Origin of the sequence: Phenylobacterium sp., assembly GCF_041913825.1 — a bacterium.
Taxonomy (GTDB): Bacteria; Pseudomonadota; Alphaproteobacteria; order Caulobacterales; family Caulobacteraceae; genus Phenylobacterium.
This window is the reverse complement of record NZ_JAYSEO010000034.1, coordinates 1-18,118: the sequence shown is the minus strand read 5'-3', so window position 1 is coordinate 18,118 and position 18,118 is coordinate 1. Positions and strand designations below refer to the sequence as shown.

14 protein-coding genes are annotated in these 18,118 nt (G+C 69.3%); 12 read left to right on the top strand and 2 right to left on the bottom strand.

Annotation, left to right across the window (positions count from 1 at the left end; genetic code table 11):
- Nucleotide 1: 1 nt before the first annotated feature.
- On the bottom strand, nt 2-3,292 hold the full coding sequence (gene carB / locus ACE3Q8_RS21060; RefSeq protein ID WP_374472599.1) for a carbamoyl-phosphate synthase large subunit: 3,291 nt from the start codon (nt 3,290-3,292) through the stop codon (nt 2-4).
- A gap of 178 nt (nt 3,293-3,470) precedes the next feature.
- Between carB and ACE3Q8_RS21055 the strand changes: the two genes are divergently transcribed.
- From ACE3Q8_RS21055 to ACE3Q8_RS21035, 5 genes are all read left to right on the top strand, one after another.
- The gene (locus ACE3Q8_RS21055; protein WP_374472597.1) at nt 3,471-4,610 is read left to right on the top strand and encodes a class I SAM-dependent methyltransferase; all 1,140 of its coding nucleotides are present in this window, start codon (nt 3,471-3,473) and stop codon (nt 4,608-4,610) included.
- A 119-nt stretch (nt 4,611-4,729) separates the two neighbouring features.
- The gene (locus ACE3Q8_RS21050; RefSeq protein ID WP_374472596.1) at nt 4,730-4,954 is read left to right on the top strand and encodes a hypothetical protein; all 225 of its coding nucleotides are present in this window, start codon (nt 4,730-4,732) and stop codon (nt 4,952-4,954) included.
- A 60-nt stretch (nt 4,955-5,014) separates the two neighbouring features.
- Nucleotides 5,015-5,422 carry a cupin domain-containing protein gene (locus ACE3Q8_RS21045; RefSeq protein ID WP_374472594.1) on the top strand — a complete coding sequence of 136 codons (408 nt, stop codon included), beginning with the start codon at nt 5,015-5,017 and terminating at the stop codon, nt 5,420-5,422.
- Nucleotides 5,423-5,655: 233 nt separating this feature from the next.
- A complete protein-coding gene (locus ACE3Q8_RS21040; RefSeq protein ID WP_374472592.1) occupies nt 5,656-8,652 on the top strand; it encodes a TonB-dependent receptor plug domain-containing protein in 2,997 nt (998 codons plus the stop codon).
- Nucleotides 8,653-8,728: 76 nt separating this feature from the next.
- Nucleotides 8,729-10,513, top strand: a complete 1,785-nt coding sequence (locus tag ACE3Q8_RS21035) for a DUF885 domain-containing protein (protein ID WP_374472590.1) — start codon at nt 8,729-8,731, stop codon at nt 10,511-10,513.
- 53 nt (nt 10,514-10,566) lie between these two features.
- Here the strand turns inward: ACE3Q8_RS21035 and carA are convergent, their stop codons facing one another.
- Complete coding sequence (gene carA, locus ACE3Q8_RS21030) at nt 10,567-11,739, bottom strand: glutamine-hydrolyzing carbamoyl-phosphate synthase small subunit (protein ID WP_374472588.1); 1,173 nt, start codon at nt 11,737-11,739, stop codon at nt 10,567-10,569.
- A 157-nt stretch (nt 11,740-11,896) separates the two neighbouring features.
- On the opposite strand from carA, the gene ACE3Q8_RS21025 reads away from it, so the two are divergent.
- The 7 genes from ACE3Q8_RS21025 to ACE3Q8_RS20995 all read left to right on the top strand — a co-directional run.
- The gene (locus tag ACE3Q8_RS21025; protein ID WP_374472586.1) at nt 11,897-12,334 is read left to right on the top strand and encodes a DUF1330 domain-containing protein; all 438 of its coding nucleotides are present in this window, start codon (nt 11,897-11,899) and stop codon (nt 12,332-12,334) included.
- A 59-nt stretch (nt 12,335-12,393) separates the two neighbouring features.
- A complete protein-coding gene (locus ACE3Q8_RS21020) occupies nt 12,394-12,639 on the top strand; it encodes a DUF1272 domain-containing protein (protein ID WP_374472584.1) in 246 nt (81 codons plus the stop codon).
- Between the two features lie 34 nt (nt 12,640-12,673).
- Nucleotides 12,674-13,375: an HAD family hydrolase gene (locus tag ACE3Q8_RS21015; protein WP_374472583.1), complete on the top strand. Its 702-nt coding sequence runs from the start codon at nt 12,674-12,676 to the stop codon at nt 13,373-13,375.
- Nucleotides 13,376-13,432: 57 nt separating this feature from the next.
- On the top strand, nt 13,433-13,822 hold the full coding sequence (locus tag ACE3Q8_RS21010) for a hypothetical protein (protein ID WP_374472581.1): 390 nt from the start codon (nt 13,433-13,435) through the stop codon (nt 13,820-13,822).
- A 34-nt stretch (nt 13,823-13,856) separates the two neighbouring features.
- On the top strand, nt 13,857-14,735 hold the full coding sequence (gene sigJ, locus ACE3Q8_RS21005) for an RNA polymerase sigma factor SigJ (protein WP_374472579.1): 879 nt from the start codon (nt 13,857-13,859) through the stop codon (nt 14,733-14,735).
- A gap of 40 nt (nt 14,736-14,775) precedes the next feature.
- A complete protein-coding gene (dnaG, locus tag ACE3Q8_RS21000; protein WP_374472577.1) occupies nt 14,776-16,659 on the top strand; it encodes a DNA primase in 1,884 nt (627 codons plus the stop codon).
- Nucleotides 16,660-16,752: 93 nt separating this feature from the next.
- On the top strand, nt 16,753-18,118 hold a 1,366-nt coding region (locus ACE3Q8_RS20995; protein ID WP_374472575.1), incomplete at its 3' end, for a sigma-70 family RNA polymerase sigma factor.

The window sequence follows — 18,118 nt, the reverse complement described above, 5'->3', positions numbered from 1 at the left end:
CTCAGGCGTAGCTCTGCAGCGGCCGGACCTCGAGCGGGCCTTCCGCGGTGGCGACGATCGCCTGGGCCGCAGCCAGCGCGCCGGCCGCGGTGGTGAAGTAGGGGATCTTGCCCATCAGCGCCGTCCGGCGGATCTCGAACGAATCCACCAGCGACTGCTTGCCTTCGGTGGTGTTGAAGACGAGCTGCACGCCACCGTTTTTCATCGCGTCGACGATGTGCGGCCGCCCTTCCAGAACCTTCTTCACGTGCTCGACGGCCAGGCCCTGCTCGCGCAGGAACGACTCGGTGCCGGCGGTGGCCAGCACGCGGAAGCCGTGGGCCAGCAACAGCCGGGTCGGTTCCACGATCCAGGGCTTGTCGGAGTCCTTCACCGAGACGAAGACGCAGCCCGACTTCGGCAGGATCGTCCCGCCGCCAAGCTGGCTCTTGGCGAAGGCGCGGGCGAACGCCGGGCCCAGGCCCTCGCCGGGCCGCACCCAGTCGAGGCCCATGACCTCGCCCGTGGAGCGCATCTCGGGCCCGAGCACCGTGTCGACGCCGGCGAAGCGGGCGAACGGGAAGACCGCCTCCTTCACCGCGATGTGGTCGAGCTTGGCTTCCTTGAGGTCGAACTCCGCCAGCCGCTTGCCGGCCATCACCTTGGCGGCGATGGACGCCAGCGGGCGGCCGATCGTCTTGGCCACGAAGGGCACGGTGCGGCTGGCGCGCGGATTGACCTCGAGGACGTAGATCCGCGGGCTCTCCGAGTGCGGCTCCTCGATCGCGAACTGCACGTTCATCAGGCCCCGCACCTGCAGGGCGCGCGCCATGGCCTCGGTCTGCCGCTTCAGCTCGGCGATCGTCTCGGGCTTCAGGGAGAAGGGCGGAAGCGAGCAGGCGCTGTCGCCGGAGTGCACGCCGGCTTCCTCGATGTGCTCCATCACGCCCGCCACGAACACCTGGCCCGCGTCGTCGCACAGCGCGTCCACGTCCACTTCCGTGGCCCGGCTCAGATACTGGTCGATGAGCACCGGGCTGTCGCCGGACACCTGTACGGCGGTGCGGATGTAGCGGTCGAGCTGCTCGTCGTCCCGGACGATCTCCATGGCCCGGCCGCCCAGCACGTAGGACGGGCGGATGACCACCGGGTAGCCGACCTCGTGCGCGGCGGCGAAGGCTTCGTCGCGGCTGCGGGCGATGGCGTTCACCGGCTGGGCGATCTCGAGCTTGTGCAGGAGCTGCTGGAAGCGCTCGCGGTCCTCGGCCAGGTCGATGGCGTCGGGCGAGGTGCCGAGGATCGGGATGCCCGCGTCCTCCAGCGGCTTGGCCAGCTTCAGCGGCGTTTGGCCGCCGAACTGCACGATCACGCCCAGCAGCTCGCCGCGCGAGCGCTCGACGTCGATCAGCTCCAGCACGTCCTCGGCGGTCAGCGGCTCGAAGTAGAGCCGGTCGGAGGTGTCGTAGTCGGTCGAGACGGTCTCCGGGTTGCAGTTGACCATGATCGACTCCACGCCGATCTCGTCGAGCGCAAAGGCCGCGTGGCAGCAGCAGTAGTCGAACTCGATGCCCTGGCCGATCCGGTTCGGGCCGCCCCCGAGGATGATCGCCTTCTTCCGGTCGGACGGCTCGCTCTCACAGTCTGGGACCTGGCCCAGCGCGCCGGTCTCGTAGGTCGAGTACATGTAGGGGGTCTCGGCGCGGAACTCGCCGGCGCAGGTGTCGATGCGCTTGAACACCGGCCGCACGCCGAGCGTCCGGCGGGCCTCGCGCACCTCGGCCTCGGTACGGCCGGTCAGCTTGGCGAGGCGGGCGTCCGAGAAGCCCTTGGCCTTCAGCTGGCGGAAGCCGTGGGCGTCGGCGGGCAGGCCCGCGTCGCGCACCTTGGCCTCGTCGGCCACCAGCTCTTGGATCTGGCGCAGGAACCAGGGCTCGTAGGAGCAGGCGGTGTGAATCTCGTCGCAGGTCAGGCCCTCGCGGAAGGCCTGGGCGATCACCCGCAGCCGGTCCGGCGTCGGCGTGCCCAGCGCCCGCACCACGGCGGCGTGGCGCGTCTCCGCATCCTCGGCGCCCTCGATGGCCACCTCGTCGAGGCCGGTCAGGCCCGTCTCCAGGCCGCGCAGCGCCTTCTGCAGGCTCTCGGCGAAGGTGCGGCCGATGGCCATGACCTCGCCCACGGACTTCATCGAGGTGGTCAGATACGGCTCGGAGCCCGGGTACTTCTCGAAGGCGAAGCGGGGGATCTTGGTGACGACATAGTCGATGCTGGGCTCGAACGAGGCCGGGGTCGCGCCGGTGATGTCGTTCATCAGCTCGTCGAGGGTGTAGCCCACGGCCAGCCGGGCCGCGACCTTGGCGATCGGGAAGCCGGTGGCCTTGGACGCCAGCGCCGAGGAGCGGCTGACCCGCGGATTCATCTCGATGACCACCATTCGCCCGTCGGCCGGATTGACCGCGAACTGCACGTTGGAGCCGCCGGTCTCGACGCCGATCTCCCGCAGCACGTCGATCGAGGCCTTGCGCATCCGCTGGTATTCCTTGTCGGTCAGCGTCAGCGCGGGCGCGACGGTGATCGAGTCGCCGGTGTGCACGCCCATCGGGTCGATGTTCTCGATAGAGCAGACGATGATGCAATTGTCCGCGCGGTCGCGGACCACCTCCATCTCGTACTCCTTCCAGCCCAGCACGCTCTCCTCGATGAGGACTTCGGTGGTGGGCGAGAGGTCGAGGCCGCGTTCGACGATCTCGCGGAACTCCTCGACATTGTAGGCGATGCCGCCGCCGGTGCCCGCCAGGGTGAACGACGGGCGGATGATCGCCGGCAGGCCGACGAACTCCAGGCCGCTCATCGCCTCTTCCAGCGTGTGCGCCACCTGGGAGCGCGGGCTCTCCAGGCCGATCGCGTCCATGGCGTCGCGGAATTTCTGCCGGTCCTCGGCCTTGTCGATGACGTCGGCCCGCGCGCCGATCATCTCCACGCCGTACTTCTCGAGAACCCCCATGCGCTCGAGCGCCAGGGCGGTGTTGAGCGCCGTCTGGCCACCCATGGTCGGCAGCAGCGCGTCCGGCCGTTCCTTGGCGATGATCTTCTCGACCATCTCGGGCGTGATCGGCTCAATGTAGGTGGCGTCGGCGACGTCGGGATCGGTCATGATCGTCGCCGGGTTCGAGTTGACCAGCACGATCCGGTAGCCCTCGGCGCGGAGCGCCTTGCAGGCCTGGACGCCGGAATAGTCGAACTCGCACGCCTGGCCGATGACGATCGGGCCGGCGCCGATGATCAGGATCGAGGAGATGTCGGTGCGTTTGGGCATCTTTTCTCGCGCGCAAGGGCGGCCGCGCTGCTCAAGCGCGCCGACACCAGTCAGAACTGCAGGTTAAGCGGGCGATGTAGAGGGCGAGCCCCCGCCACGCAAGCGGTGAGACGGCCGCACTTGCAGCGAAGCGCCGCCGCGGCGAGAAAGGCGAACCAGGCACAAGCTCGGGGCCACCATGTACCGCGGTCGTTTCGGCATCATCGCGTCCGTCCGCCGCGCCCTCGCGCCAGAGCCGCCGGCCCCGCCGCCGCCGCCGCCGCTCGCGGCCGAGCCGCCGCCCGACCCCGCCCCGGAGCCCGACCCGCCGCCCCCAGATCACAGGCCCTTCGTCCTCGCGCTTTATCGACGGCTGATGCGCCGGGAACCGGACGCCGCCGAACTGGAGCACTGGGCCGCCGTGGTGGGCCACCTGGGGCACGAGGCGGTCCTCGAGCGGTTCTTCACGTCCGGGGAGTACGAGGCGCGGCACGGGGTCAACGACCGGTCCGAGTTCCAGCCTGGCCACTACTATTCGCCGGTGGTGGATCCGGACGCCCTTCGAGCCTCGGGGTTCCGGGTGCGGCGCGACGAAGCGGACGAGGCGAGCCTCGCAGGCATCGACCTGCGGCCGGAGGCGATGGTCGACCTGTGGCGGCGGAACCTCGAGGTGATCCGCGCCGCACCTTTCCCCGACAGGGAGGCGCCGCCCCGCCGCTACTACGCCGACAACGACGTCTACGCCTGGGGCGACGCGCTGATCCTGCTGGCCATGTTCAACGAGCTTCGGCCCAGGCGGGTGGTGGAGGTGGGATCGGGCTTCTCGTCGGCCTGCATGCTGGACATCTGCGACGACCTCCGCTTGCCCACCCGCTTCACCTTCGTGGAGCCCTATCCCGACCGGCTCTACGCCAGGCTCAGCCCCGCGGACCGTGCGCGGTGCGAGATCCTGCCCATTCCGGTGCAGCAGCTCCCGCCGCAGGTCTGCGACGCGCTCGAGGCCGACGACATCCTGTTCATCGACTCCACCCACGTCAGCAAGACGGGCAGCGACGTGAACCACGAGCTGTTCGAGATCCTGCCCCGGCTCAAGCCGGGAGTCGTGGTCCACTTCCACGACACGTTCTACCCGTTCGAGTACCCGGAAAGCTGGATCTTCGGCGCCCGGAGGTCGTGGAACGAGCTCTACATCCTGCGCGCCTTCCTGATGGACAACCCGCGCTACGAGGTTCTGTTCTTCAACGACTACTTCGCCGCCCGGCATCCCCGCGAGGCGGCGCTCGCGCCGCGGTTCCAGATCAATCCGGGCGGCGGGCTGTGGCTGCGCAAGGTCGGCTGACCGGCTCCGGCTGTTCAAAAAAAGTGCTGATTCGACGAAACTAATTTCGGCCTTGGCCATATTGGATGGGGAGGCGGAGCAGGTCCTTGCCCGCCCTCCAGTATGGAGAGCCAGCGTCCATGTCCCTGATCGAAAAAATCCCCACGATGAGCGACGAGGAGGTCGTGAACCTGCTCGCCAACGCCCGTCGGCTCCAGTCGCAAGGGGACGAGAAGCAACAGGCGGCCGCCGCCGAGCTGCTGCCCAGGCTCGAAGAGGAAGCCGAGCAGCGCCGCGTCGCCCGCCAGGAGCGGATCCAGGCCAAACGCGCCGCCTCCCGCCGGCCGAAACGGGCCGCGGCCTGATCCCGGACCGGGGCGCGCGGCGCGGGTGACGGCCGGCCTCGGCTGGTCCACCGTGCGGCCATGAAGCCGCTCCTGATCCCCGCCCTCGCGCTCGCCGTAACCGCTCCGGCGTACGCCCAGACCCCATCGTCCCGGCCGATATCGGCGCAGACGCGGACGCTCTCGGGCCAGCCGATCGCCCTGCCGCGAGGGCCGGTCCAGGTGACCTTCTCCGAGACCACGGTGCCGGCCGGCGCGGCCATCCCGCCCCACAAGCATCCCTATCCGCGATACGCCTATGTGGTGTCCGGGCGGCTGAAGGTGACGAATCTCGTCACCGGAACCTCGGCCGAGGTCGCCGCCGGAGACCTCGCGATCGACGCCATCGACCAATGGCACGAGGCGGTCGCGGTGGGGTCGGAGCCGGTGCGGATGATGGTGATCGATCAGGCGCCGCCGGGCGTGGCCAACAGCATCCCCAGACCCTAGCGGCGTTTTTTCGCCGGCCGGCGTTCTTCTTCCGGGCAGTGTGACCAGAAAGTTGCAGCTTCGCGTTGCAATTGAGGCAGAAATGTACCGTTCGCGTCCGTTGTCGCGAATGGTCCCGTTAGGACGTTGCGCTCGGCAGGTGCGGCTTCTCCATGGGGCGTGACGTAACGCTTGGGGCTGCCATGTTTTCCAAATCTCGGCTTCTTTGTTCTTCGCTCCTCACCAGCGCCGCCATGGCGGCTGCGCTCGGGGCCACGCCTGCGGCGGCGCAATCGGCGGACCCGTCCGTCGCCGTCGAGGAGGTGATCGTCACCGGCACCCGTCTGAGGCTGCAGGACTTCGAAGCGCCCAACCCGGTGACCACGCTGAGCGCGGAGACGATCCAGCGCTCGGGCGTCACGAACCTGACGGAATACCTCACCGACATCCCGGCCCTCACGGGCTCGCAGGACCTGGCTGACGGCGCGGACACCACCACTCCTTCGGCGGCCGGCCTCAACCTGCTGAACCTGCGCAATCTTGGCACCGAGCGGACGCTGGTCCTCGTGGACGGCCGGCGCCACGTGTCGAGCCAGCCCGGCACCGCCGGCGTGGACATCAACGCCATCCCGCTGGCCATGATCGAGCGGGTGGAGATCCTCACGGGCGGCGCCTCGGCCGTCTACGGCGCCGACGGCGTCTCCGGCGTGGTGAACTTCATCCTGCGCAAGAACTTCGAGGGCGTGGATTTCCGCGCCCAGACCGGCGTCTCCGACGCCGGCGGCGGCGAGCAGCACTTCGTGAGCGCCCTGGTCGGCGAGAAGTTCGCCGACGACCGCGGCAGCATCATGCTTGGCCTCGAATGGGCGAAGGAAGAGTCGCTCTTCATCAACGAGCGCAAGTACACCCGCGTCGGCCAGCGCCGGATCATCATCAGCAACCCCGACGATCCGGGCACCTTCGACCCCGACGCGGACGATCCGAATATCCCGGACAACATCCTGGTCGGGAACGTCCGCTACATCGACACTTCGCGGGCGGGTTCGATCTACACCAACTTCGGGACCGCTCCCTCGACCTCCGGCGTCAGCTTCCTGGGCAACGGGCAGCCGTTCGTGGACGGTGAGTATGCCGGCGGCTTCTTCATGATCGGCGGCTCGGGCACCCTGCTCGACGAGTACAACGACGACCTGCTGCCGGGCCTGGACCGCCTGACCGCCAGCCTACGCGCGGAGTACGAGCTCACCCCGAACCACCGCCTGTTCGGCGAGTTCAAGGCGAACAAGACCAATACCGGCTTCACCGCCCAGCCGAGCTACGACTACGGCCTCTTCATCGCCGAGGATAACCCGTTCATCCCGGCCAATGTGCTCGCCGACGCCCGCACGCCGGGCGGCCTCGCCACGGAGGAGGGCAGCTTCGGCGCCCCCGGCGTGCTGGTGGCGCGGGACAACTTCGACCTGGGCGTCCAGAGCTACGACATCGACCGTGAGGTGTACCGCGGCGTGATCGGCATCGAGGGCGAGCTGTCGCCCCGCGTCCACTACGAAGCCTCCTACGTCTATGGCCAGGCCAAGCAGGACCTGTTCGCCTACAACGTCCGTCTGAACGACCGCTACTACGCGGCTACGGATGTGGTCATCGACCCGGCGACCGGCCGGCCCACCTGCCGTTCCAACCTCGACCCCACGGCCGTGCCGCTGGGCGACCTGTTCGGGCAGTTCGGCTTCCCGGAAGAGGCGTTCGGCGCCACCTTCACGCCCGGCCCGAACTCCGGCTGCGTCCCGCTCAATATCTTCGGCGAAGGCGCCGCCAGCCAGGCGGCGATCGACTGGGTGAACGGCTCGGGCACGCAGCGCTCGAAGATCGAGCAGCACGTGGTCAACGCCTTCGTCAGCGGGGACACCGGCGACTTCTTCGAACTGCCGGCCGGCCCGATCTCCTTCGTGCTCGGCGCCGAGTACCGCAAGGAGAGCAGCGACTTCCGGCCCTCTGAGCTGGAAGTCCTCGGCGAAGGCCTGGAGTATCCGATCTCCGGCCTCGGCCGCGGCGTCCGCACCAAGGGCGACTTCGACGTGAAGGAGGCCTTCACCGAAGTGTCCGTGCCGCTGCTACGCGACCTGCCGTTCGCGCAGGAACTGACCGCCCGCGGCGCCTACCGCTACTCGGACTATTCCACCAGCGGCGGCACCAGCACCTGGAATGTGGGCGGCCAATGGCGGCCGGTGCAGGACCTGATGCTGCGGGCGACCAAGGCGCGCGCCGTGCGGGCGCCCAACATCGTCGATCTGTTCCAGGCGAACGTGCAGACGTTCGAGAGCTTCGCCGACCCCTGCTCGGTGGAGAACCTGGGCCTCGGCGAAAACCCGCAGCTGCGCCGGCAGAACTGCGCCGCGGCGCTGAACGCGCTCGGGGTCAACCCGAACAGCTTCATCAACAACAGCTCCGAGGCCGTGGGCGGCTTCATCTCCGGCAACCTGGATCTGGATCCGGAGAAGGCCGACACCTGGACGGTCGGCGGCGTGTTCAGCCCGCGCTTCCTGCCGGGACTGACGATCTCGCTCGACTACTACAACATCGAGATCAAGGACGCGATCCAGTCCTACGAAGCCCAGACGATCGTCAACAACTGCTACGACCTGCCCCAGCCGAACCAGTTCTGCGACCTGGTCACCCGTACCGGCGGCGGCTTCAACCCGGGCCGTATCGTGTCGTTCCAGCAGATCCCGGGCAACATCGCCAAGTACGAGACCGCCGGCTACGACTTCACGGCCCGCTACCGCCTCGATCCGGCCGACCTCGGGATCGATCGCGACATCGGGACCTTCCAGTTCAACCTGGTGGGCAACAAGCTCGAGAAGCTGGTCTTCATCGAAACCTCGGGCGCCGAGCCGGACGACGACCTGGGCGAGCGCGAGAAGCCGGAGTGGCAGGTCAACCTCGACGTCACCTGGGAATTCCGCAATCTCGAGGTGAACTACGGCCTGAACTACTTCGACGAGACGTTCCGCTATTCGCAGCGCACGCTCGACAACGAGCCGGACTACGTCGATCCGAAGTACTTCAAGTACGACGCCCGCCTGACCCACGACGTCCAGGTGCGCTACGAGTTCAACGACTCGTGGAGCGTTTACGGCGGCGTGAACAACATCGGCGACCAGAAGCCCGAGCCGGACGACTACATCTATCCGGTCAGCCCGCTGGGCCGGTTCTTCTACCTGGGCGTCCGCGCGAGCCTCGGCTCGCTCTGATCCGGGTGCAAGGCGCACGGGAGGGCGGCCTTCGGGCCGCCCTTTTCGTTTCCGGCCGCCCGTGCTGAATGGGCGCATGACCGAGCTCCGCCTGACCCGCCGCGGCCTGACGGCCCTGGGCTTCGCCCTCCTCGCCACGCCCGCCGCCGCCGCCGCCAGCGCGGCGGATGCGCGCTTCGCGAGACTCGCGGCGAGCTACATCGACCAGCTCGCGCGGCTCTCGCCGGTGGGCGCGACCGCCCTGGGCGACCACCGCTTCGACACCGAAATCGACGATGTCTCGGCCGCAGGCCGGGCCCGCCGCCGCGCCGCCGGCCAGGCGCTGCTTCGCCAGGCGGAGGCGCTGCCGGCGGCCCAGCTCTCCCGCGACAACCAGGTGGACCTGGCGCTGCTGAAGAACCAGCTCCGCTACGACCTCTGGACGGACGAGGTGCTGCAGCCCTGGGCCTGGGATCCGCTCACCTACAACAGCGTCGCCGGCGGGGCGCTCTACGGCCTGATGGCCCGCGAGTTCGCGCCCCGGCCGCAGCGCCTGCGCTCGGCGATCGCGCGCATGGAGAAGCTGCCCGGGCTGCTCGCCCAGGCTCGGGCGGAACTCGTCCCGGCTCGGGTGCCGCTGATCCACGCCCAGACCGTGGCGCGCCAGAACAAGGGCGTGCTGTCGATCGTCGACACCATGATCCTGAACGACCTCGCGGGATTGACGCCGGCCGAACAGGCGCGGCTCAAGGCCGCCGACGCGCAGCTCCGCAGCGCGGTCAACGCTCACCAGGAGTGGATCGAGAAGACTCTGGTCGCCCAGGCCAAGGGCGACTTCCGCCTCGGCGCCAAGCTCTACGATCAGAAGCTCCAGTTCGCTCTGATGTCGCCCATGTCGCGCGCGGAGATCCGGGCGGCCGGCGAGGCGGCGCTGAAGCAGTCACGGGCGGAGATGTACGCCCTGTCCCGGAAGATCCTGGCGGGGCGCTCGGGCGCGCCGGCCGCGCCGGAGACGCCCGATCCGGCCACCGAGCAGAAGGTGATCGAGGCGGCGCTGGAGCTTTCCTACGTCGACCACGCTGCGCGCAATGGCATCGTCGACATGGCCCGCGGCTCGATCGACCAGGCCACCCGGTTCGTGCGGGAGAAGGACCTCATCACCCTTCCCGACGCACCGGTGGACATCATCATCATGCCCGAGTTCCAGCAGGGCGTGGCGGTGGCCTACTGCGACAGCCCGGGGCCGCTGGAGCGCCACCTGAAGACCTTCTACGCCATCTCCCCGATCCCGAAGGACTGGAGCGAGCAGCAGGCGGAGAGCTTCCTGCGCGAATACAACCGCCGCATGGTGCACGACGTGAACATCCACGAGGCCATGCCGGGCCACTTCGTGCAGATCTGGCATTCCAACCGGCATCCCTCGACGCTGCGGGCGGTGCTGGGCTCGGGGCCCTTCGTCGAGGGCTGGGGCGTCTATGCGGAGGCGCTGATGGTGGAGCAGGGCTTCCTGGCCGACGACCCGCTGTTCCAGCTCACCCAGCTCAAGATGCGGGTGCGCACCATCACCAACGCGATCCTCGACCAGATGGTCCACGTGGACGGCGCGGGCGAGGCGGAGGTGATGCGCTTCCTGACCGTCACCGCCTTCCAGCAGGAGCGGGAGGCGGCCGGCAAGTGGACGCGCGCGCGGGTCAGCTCGGCCCAGCTTCCCAGCTACTTCGTGGGCGTCACCGAGCATGACGCGCTCATGACCGAAGCTCGTCGCCGCGCCGGCGCGGGCTTCGACCTGAAGCGCTACCACGACCAGGTGCTGTCCTACGGCTCACCGCCGGTGCGCTATGCCCGCGCCCTGATGTTCGACGAGCCGGTCGCGCAGGCCTGAAACGAACCGGGCGGCCCGAGGGCCGCCCGTGAAATCCGCTCTGTGCCTCGGCCTTACGCCTTTGCCGCGTCCATGTTCTGCGCGAAGCGCTCGAATAGGTAGAGGCTGTCCGTCGGGCCGGGGGAGGCTTCCGGGTGGTGCTGGACGCTGAACACCGGGCGGTCTTTCAGGGCGATGCCGGCGTTGGTGCCGTCGAACAGGCTGACGTGGGTCTCGACGACCGGCGCCGGCAGGCTGTCTCGATCCACGGTGAAGCCGTGGTTCATGGACACGATCTCCACCTTGCCGGTGGTGAGGTCCTTCACCGGGTGGTTCGCCCCGTGATGGCCTTGCTCCATCTTCACGGTCCTGGCCCCCAGGGCCAGCGACAGCATCTGGTGGCCGAGACAGATGCCGAACACGGGGGTGCCGCTGTCGATGATCTTCTGGATCTCGGGCACGGCGTATTCGCCGGTGGCGGCCGGGTCGCCCGGGCCGTTCGACAGCAGGACGCCGTCGGGCTTGCGGGCCAGGATGGCCTCGGCGCTGGTGTTGGCCGGCACGACGGTGGCCCGGGCGCCCACGGAGGTGAGGGCGCGCAGGATGTTCCGCTTCACCCCATAGTCGATGACCACGACCTCGTACTTCGGCGTCTCGGCCGGCTTGGCGTAGCCTTCGCCCCAGGCCCAAAGGCCCTCGTCATAGACGAACGGCTGCAGGCACGAGGCGTCCTTGGCGAGGTCGAGGCCGACGAGGCCGTTCCAGGCGCGCGCCTTGGCCACCAGGGCGTCGAGGTCGAACTCGCCCTTCGGGTTGTGGGCGATCACCCCGTGCGGCATGCCGTGCTCACGGATCTTGCGGGTGAGCGCACGGGTGTCGACGCCAGCCAGGCCCACGACGCCGCGGCGGGCCATCCAGGTCTCGAGGTCGGTGTCCGCGCGCCAGTTGGCGGGCCGCGTGGGGACGTCGCGGAAGATCGCGCCGCGCGCGGCAGTCTCGGCCGAGCCGGACATCTGCTCGATGTCCTGCACGTTCGTGCCGACGTTGCCCACGTGCGGGAAGGTGAAGGCGACGATCTGGGCCATGTAGGAGGGGTCCGTCAGGATCTCCTGGTAGCCCGTCATGGCGGTGTTGAAGCACACCTCGCCGACTGCTTCGCCCACGGCGCCGACGCCGATGCCTTGCAGGATCGTTCCGTCCGCCAGGGCCAGGACGCCGGTCGCGCCGGGCAGCAGGTCTCGGCTCATGGGCGTGGGCTCCTTGGACGGCTTTTCGGGAACACCGCGGGGCGGAGCCCGCGCAAACGGTCGCGTAGGTAGTGAGTCCCGCCCCCCGGGTCAATGCGGGTGACCAACGGGGCCGGCGGCGCTAAGCCTGGTCGTGAGCACCAAGGAGGCAGGAAGCATGACCGGCGGCCACATCGATCCCGACCGCGACGCCTGGGAGGTCTTCAAGGGCCTGCCGCGCGACCAGCCGATCCAGATGCTGAACCTGATCCGGCTGAAGCCCAGGGCGGAGTACCCGGCGGGCCACCCCGACCACGGCAAGGACCTCTCGGGCCTCGACGCCTACCGTGCCTATGGACGGACGACCGCTCCCATCTTCAAGCGCCTGGGCGGACGGCAGGTCTGGGCGGGCAAGCCGCAGGTGATGCTGACCGGACCGCAGTCCGAGGCCTGGGACCTCGCGTTCATCGCCGAGTACCCCAACGCCGACGCCTTCATCGCCATGGTCCGGGACCCCGAATACCGCGAACTCGTGCAGCACCGCACCGCCGCGGTGGCGGACTCGCGCCTGCTGCGGCTGTCGCCGGTGGAGCCCGGCGAGGGGTTCGGCGAGTAGGCTCGAAACGAGGGAAGCTCGTCCTTTCGCCGGCGGCCGGCCCGGCGCAACCTGCGGCCATGCTCGAGCTCCGTCCGAACTGCGAATGCTGCGACCGCGACCTGCCGCCGGAGAGCGCGGACGCGCGCATCTGCACCTTCGAATGCACCTTCTGCGCGGACTGCGCCGAGACGCGCCTCGCCGGCGCCTGCCCGAACTGCGGCGGAAACCTCGCGGCGCGTCCGATCCGTCCAGCCCAACTCCTGGCGAAGTATCCCGCCTCCGCCGCGCGGGTGCTGAAGCCGCACAAGGCCTGCGCGGCCTAGGCGCGGCCTCCCGGCTCGCTGTAAGAGCCGGCCCATGCGCATCACCACGGTCGGCCTCGATGCCGACGACACGCTCTGGCACAACGAGACCCTGTTCCGGCTGACCCAGGATCGCTTCCGCGCCTTGATGGCCGACGTCGCTCCGCCCGAGGTGCTGGACCAGCGGCTCGCCGAAATCGAGAAGCGGAACCTGCGGCTCTACGGCTACGGCGTAAAGGGCTTCACCCTCTCGATGATCGAGACGGTGATGGAGCTGACCGGCAACGAGCCGCCGGGCCGCGTCGTCGCCGACATCCTGGCCGCCGGCCGGGAGATGCTGAGCGAGCCGGTAGAGCCGCTGCCCGGCGTCGACGACGCCCTGGCCGAGCTCTCCGAGCAGTACCGCCTCGTGCTGATCACCAAGGGCGACCTGCTGCATCAGGAGCAGAAGCTCGCGGCCTCCGGGCTCGGCGACCTGTTCGCCGCGGTGGAGATCGTGTCGGAAAAGGACGCCGGCACCTACCAGCGCGTCTTCGCCCGCCATGGCACCGGCGCGGCCGAGGCGGTGATGTGCGGCAACTCCGTGCGCTCGGACATCCTGCCGGCGCTGGAGGCCGGGGCCTTTGCCGCCCACGTCCCCTATCCGCTGACCTGGGCGCACGAAATGGCCGACGCGCCGACCGACCACCCGAGGTTCGCCGAGCTCGAGACCATCCGCCATCTGCCGGGTTGGATCCGTTCGCTTCACGGCGGCTGATGTCACAGACCTGAGCGCTCCCCCGTCCTGGTGGCGAAGGACGAAGGAGGGGCGGGGATGTCCCGGCTGATCGCAGGCGGCCTCGCGGCCATCTTCATCGCCAATGGTCTGGCCATGCTGCTGGCCGGCCACTGGTGGTATGGCGCCGTTCCGGGGGCGCCGCAGACCGGACCCTACAACCCGCATTTTGTTCGGGACATCGGCGCGGCCTACCTCGTGGCGGCCGCCGGGCTGGCCTGGTTCGCCTGGCGCCCCCTCGAGGGCTGGCCCGCGGCGGCGATGGCGGCGGCCTTCCTGACGCTGCACGCCTGCGTGCACGTCTACGACGCCACGTGCGGCGTGACGCCGTGGCGGGACGTGGTCCGGGATCTGGCCGGCGTCTACCTGCCGGCCCTCCTCGCCCTCGGGCTCACTCTTGCGCGCGGGAAGGAGACCTCGCCATGCTGAAAACCGACGACGCGTCCGGGCAGGAGGCTTGGACATGACCGAAGCAGCTCTCGTCGACGCCTTCGAGGCGAACCGGCCCCGGCTGAGGCGGCTCGCGTACCGCATGCTGGGCTCGGTGGTAGAGGCCGAGGACGCCGTGCAGGACGCCTGGCTGCGGTGGACCCGCTCGGGCGAGGATGTGGCCGACCCCGCCGCCTGGCTGGTGCGCACCACCACCCGCCTGTGCATCGACCGGCTGCGGGCGGCCAAGGCCGAGCGCGCGGCCTACAAGGGCCCGTGGCTCCCCGAGCCGCTGATCGAGCCGCTCACCGAAGACCCCGTGGAGCGCGCCGAGGACGTGTCGGTGGCCTTTCTGCTGGCGCTCGAGCGGCTGTCCCCGCTGGAGCGGGCGGTCTTCCTGCTGCACGACGTCTTCGACGAGGACTACGCGGCCGTGGCCGAGACGCTGGGGCGCAGCGAGGCGGCCGTGCGGCAGCTCGCCAGTCGGGCGCGCGAACACGTCCGCGAGGCCAAGCCCCGCTTCTCCGTCGACCAGCAGAAGGCCATGCAGCTCGCCCAGGCCTTCGTCGCCGCGGCCGCGGGGCGGGACATGCAGGGGCTCGCCAGCCTGCTCGCCCAGGACGCGGTGATGGTCACCGACGGCGGTGGCAAGCGGAAGGCCGCGCTGCGGATCATGGTCGGGCGCGACGACATCATCCGCCTGCTGGAGGGGATCGCCTGGCGCACCGGCGGCCTGCGGGACGTGGAGCGGTTCGAACTCGCCAGGATCAACGGCCTGCCCGGGATGGTCCTGCACCTGTCGGACGGTCCGGAGACCCTCGCGTTCGAGCCGGACGAGGACGGGCTTGTCGCCGCCATCTACGCCGTGCGGAACCCCGAGAAGCTGGCGCATCTCGGCGGCGCAGGGCGCTGACGCCGCGACATCCCGACGGCAGGCCTGCTAAAAGCGGGCTGTGCGCTTCGACGAACGCTTCCTTGACGAGATCAAATCCCGCCTTCGTCCGTCCGACGTGATCGGCAAGACGGTGAAGCTGCGCAAGCAGGGGCGCGAGTACGTCGGCCTGTCGCCCTTCACCAAGGAGAAGACGCCGTCGTTCTACGTGAACGACGACAAGGGGCAATTCTTCGACTTCTCGTCGGGCAAGTCCGGGGACCTGATCACCTTCCTGCAGGAGACCGAGCGCCTCTCCTTCATGGAGGCGGTGGAGCGGCTGGCGGCGGAGGCCGGGGTGCCGCTGCCGGCGGTCGATCCGCAAGCCGCGGCCGTGGAGAAGAAGCGCCAGGGCCTCTCCGACTGGCTGGAGCTGGCGGCCCAGTGGTTCGAGGCGGAGCTGAGGCGGCCCTCCGGCCGCGACGCGCGCGCCTACCTCGAGAAGCGCGGCCTTCCGGAGAAGGAGTGGGCCAGGTTCCGGCTGGGCTTCTCGCCGTCGGGCCGCACGGCGCTCAAGGACTACCTGGTCACCAAGGGCGCGCGTCCCGCCGAGCTGGTGGAGGCCGGCCTGTTGATCGCGCCGGAGGACGGCGGCGCGCCCTACGACCGGTTCCGCGACAGGATCATCTTCCCGATCGCCGACCAGCGCGGCCGGGTCGTCTCGTTTGGCGGACGGGCGATGGATCCGCAGGCCCGCGCCAAGTACCTGAACGGGCCGGAGACCTCGGTCTTCCACAAGGGCCACAACCTCTACGGCCTGCACGAGGCGCGGAAGATCCTGGCCGCCGCGCCTTCCGGCGAGAGCCCGCCACTGGTGGTGGTGGAAGGCTACATGGACGTGATCGCCTGCCACCGGGGCGGCATCCCCGCCGTCGCGCCCATGGGCACCGCGCTCGGCGAGGACCAGATGGAGATCCTCTGGCGCCACCATCCCGAGCCCACCCTCTGCTTCGACGGCGACCGGGCCGGGCGGCAGGCGGCCGCGCGCTCCATGGACCGGGCGCTGCCGCTGCTGAAGCCGGGTAAGAGCTTCAAGTTCGCCATCGTCGAAGGCGGCAAGGACCCTGACGAGGTGCTGCGCGAGCAGGGGCCCCAGGCGCTGAAGGCGCAGCTATCCGAGACCACCGCCTTCGCCGACGCCCTCTTCATCCGCGAGCGGGACCTCGAGCCGCTGGACACGCCGGAACGCCGCGCGGGGTTCAAGGCCAGACTCCGCCAGGCCGCCGCGGCCATCGCCGACAAGGACCTGCAGCAGGCCTACCGCGACGCCCTGCTGGAGAAGTACGACGCCCTCTTCGCCAAACCGGCGCGGGAGGCGTCGTTCGAACGTCCGCGGGAGGGGCGGAAGCCGTGGCGCGGCGGGCGGGAGGCGGCGCCGCTCGCGCCCACACCCGAGGGCAAGGCTGCGGCGAAACGTCTCGCCGAGCGGATGGACCCGATCGCCGCGACGCTGGCCCACTACGCCGTCGGCGATCCGGCCGTCCTGGACGACCATCTGGAGGACGCATTCACCGCCGGCGGCTTCGGAAATCCGGCGCTGGCGAAATTGACAAGGGAAATCATCCGGCTCCGCCTCGAGTCGGACCATCTTGACTCGCACGTCATGCAACGCCATCTGGCGGCGTGCGGATTTAGCGCGCTGTTGACAGACATCGATCGGGCCGCTGCGACTTCGGGCGCGCCCATACTCAAGGATGATGTCTCCCTCGATGCGCGGAGATCCCAGTGGTCGCGTGGCTTCGCCGCCCTTGCACGGGCGGCGGCGCTGGACGACGCCATCGGCGCCGCGAAGGGAAACCTGCGCGGCCGGGCCGACATGGCGGCGCTCGAGCGTCTCAAAGGTGAACGTGACGCACTGAAGCGCGCGATCAGAACGGGAACGATTTGGACGGAAGACGGGTCGTAGAGTCGCACGCGGCTTAACGGACCGACCGCCGACACCAATTTTTCATCGGCCCGCGCCTTGCAGGAGGCGCGGCAGCCGATTTCGGAGATTTCGATGAGCACCAACACGGCCGAAGCGGAAACGCCTGAAACGACCGGCGGAGACGGCCCGCTGCTCGACCTGACGGACGCCGCGGTCAAGAAGTTCATCAAGCAGGCCAAGGCCCGCGGCTACGTCACGATGGACGAGCTGAACAAGGTGCTCCCCTCCGAGGAAGTCACCTCCGAGGCCATCGAGGACACGCTGGCCATGCTGTCCGAGATGGGCGTCAACGTCGTCGAGGCGGAAGAGGACGCCGAAGGCGGCGAAGTGGCGGTCCGCGAGGAATCCGCCGTGGTCGAGACGGCCAAGGAGCCGGCCTACGACCGCACCGACGACCCGGTCCGCATGTACCTGCGCGAGATGGGCTCGGTGGAGCTGCTGTCGCGCGAGGGCGAAATCGCCATCGCCAAGCGCATCGAGGCCGGCCGCGACACCATGATCCGCGGCCTCTGCGAGTCCGCGCTGACCTTCGAAGCCATCATGGTGTGGCGCGAGGAGCTGGGCTCGGGCCGCATCCTGCTGCGAGAGGTGATCGACCTCGAACAGACCTACGGCGGCCAGAACCAGACGGGCGACGCCCTTCCGGCCGAGGCCCAGGCCGACGGCGAGGAAGAGGAGGCCGACGAGGCCGCCGAAGCCGGCGCCCAGGAAGGCGAGGGCGACGACGACTTCGACGACGGCGCGGGCCCCACCATCAGCGCGATGGAGGCCGAGCTGCGCGAAGGCGTCATGGCCACTCTCGACGCCATCGCCGCCGAGTTCGAGAGCTTCCGCCTGCTGCAGGAGAAGCTGGTCAACGCCCGCCTGCGCGGGGAGGACCTGACCGACGCCGATCGCAAGACCTACCAGGCGGCGACGGCGACCATCGTCCAGCACCTCAAGACGCTGAAGCTGAACAACAACCGCATCGAGGCGCTCGTCGAGCAGCTCTATGCGATCAACAAGCGGCTGATGGGCCTGGAAGGCCGGCTGCTCCGCCTGGCCGACAGTTACGGCATCAGCCGCACCGAGTTCCTGAAGGCCTACTTCGGCCAGGAGATGCGTCCGGACTGGACCGACCAGGTGAAGAGCCTGGGCGTGCGCTGGACCAAGTTCGCCGAGAACGACGCGGGCCAGATCGGCGAGATCCGCCAGGAGATCGCGGCGCTGGCCATGGAAACTGGCGTGCCGATCGACGACTACCGCCGTATCGTCCAGACGGTCCAGAAGGGCGAGCGCGAGGCGCGCCAGGCGAAGAAGGAAATGGTCGAGGCCAACCTGCGCCTCGTGATCTCCATCGCCAAGAAGTACACGAACCGCGGCCTGCAGTTCCTTGATCTCATTCAGGAAGGCAACATCGGCCTGATGAAGGCGGTCGACAAGTTCGAGTACCGCCGCG

Coding starts and splice junctions, on each gene's coding strand:
- ACE3Q8_RS21020 (WP_374472584.1), top strand. CDS start 12,394: ATGCTCGAGCTCCGTCCGAACTGCGAATGCTGCGACCGCGACCTGCCG.
- ACE3Q8_RS21035 (WP_374472590.1), top strand. CDS start 8,729: ATGACCGAGCTCCGCCTGACCCGCCGCGGCCTGACGGCCCTGGGCTTC.
- carB (WP_374472599.1), bottom strand. CDS start 3,292: ATGCCCAAACGCACCGACATCTCCTCGATCCTGATCATCGGCGCCGGC.
- ACE3Q8_RS21010 (WP_374472581.1), top strand. CDS start 13,433: ATGTCCCGGCTGATCGCAGGCGGCCTCGCGGCCATCTTCATCGCCAAT.
- ACE3Q8_RS21045 (WP_374472594.1), top strand. CDS start 5,015: ATGAAGCCGCTCCTGATCCCCGCCCTCGCGCTCGCCGTAACCGCTCCG.
- ACE3Q8_RS21055 (WP_374472597.1), top strand. CDS start 3,471: ATGTACCGCGGTCGTTTCGGCATCATCGCGTCCGTCCGCCGCGCCCTC.
- ACE3Q8_RS21050 (WP_374472596.1), top strand. CDS start 4,730: ATGTCCCTGATCGAAAAAATCCCCACGATGAGCGACGAGGAGGTCGTG.
- ACE3Q8_RS21025 (WP_374472586.1), top strand. CDS start 11,897: ATGACCGGCGGCCACATCGATCCCGACCGCGACGCCTGGGAGGTCTTC.
- ACE3Q8_RS21015 (WP_374472583.1), top strand. CDS start 12,674: ATGCGCATCACCACGGTCGGCCTCGATGCCGACGACACGCTCTGGCAC.
- sigJ (WP_374472579.1), top strand. CDS start 13,857: ATGACCGAAGCAGCTCTCGTCGACGCCTTCGAGGCGAACCGGCCCCGG.
- carA (WP_374472588.1), bottom strand. CDS start 11,739: ATGAGCCGAGACCTGCTGCCCGGCGCGACCGGCGTCCTGGCCCTGGCG.
- ACE3Q8_RS21040 (WP_374472592.1), top strand. CDS start 5,656: ATGGCGGCTGCGCTCGGGGCCACGCCTGCGGCGGCGCAATCGGCGGAC.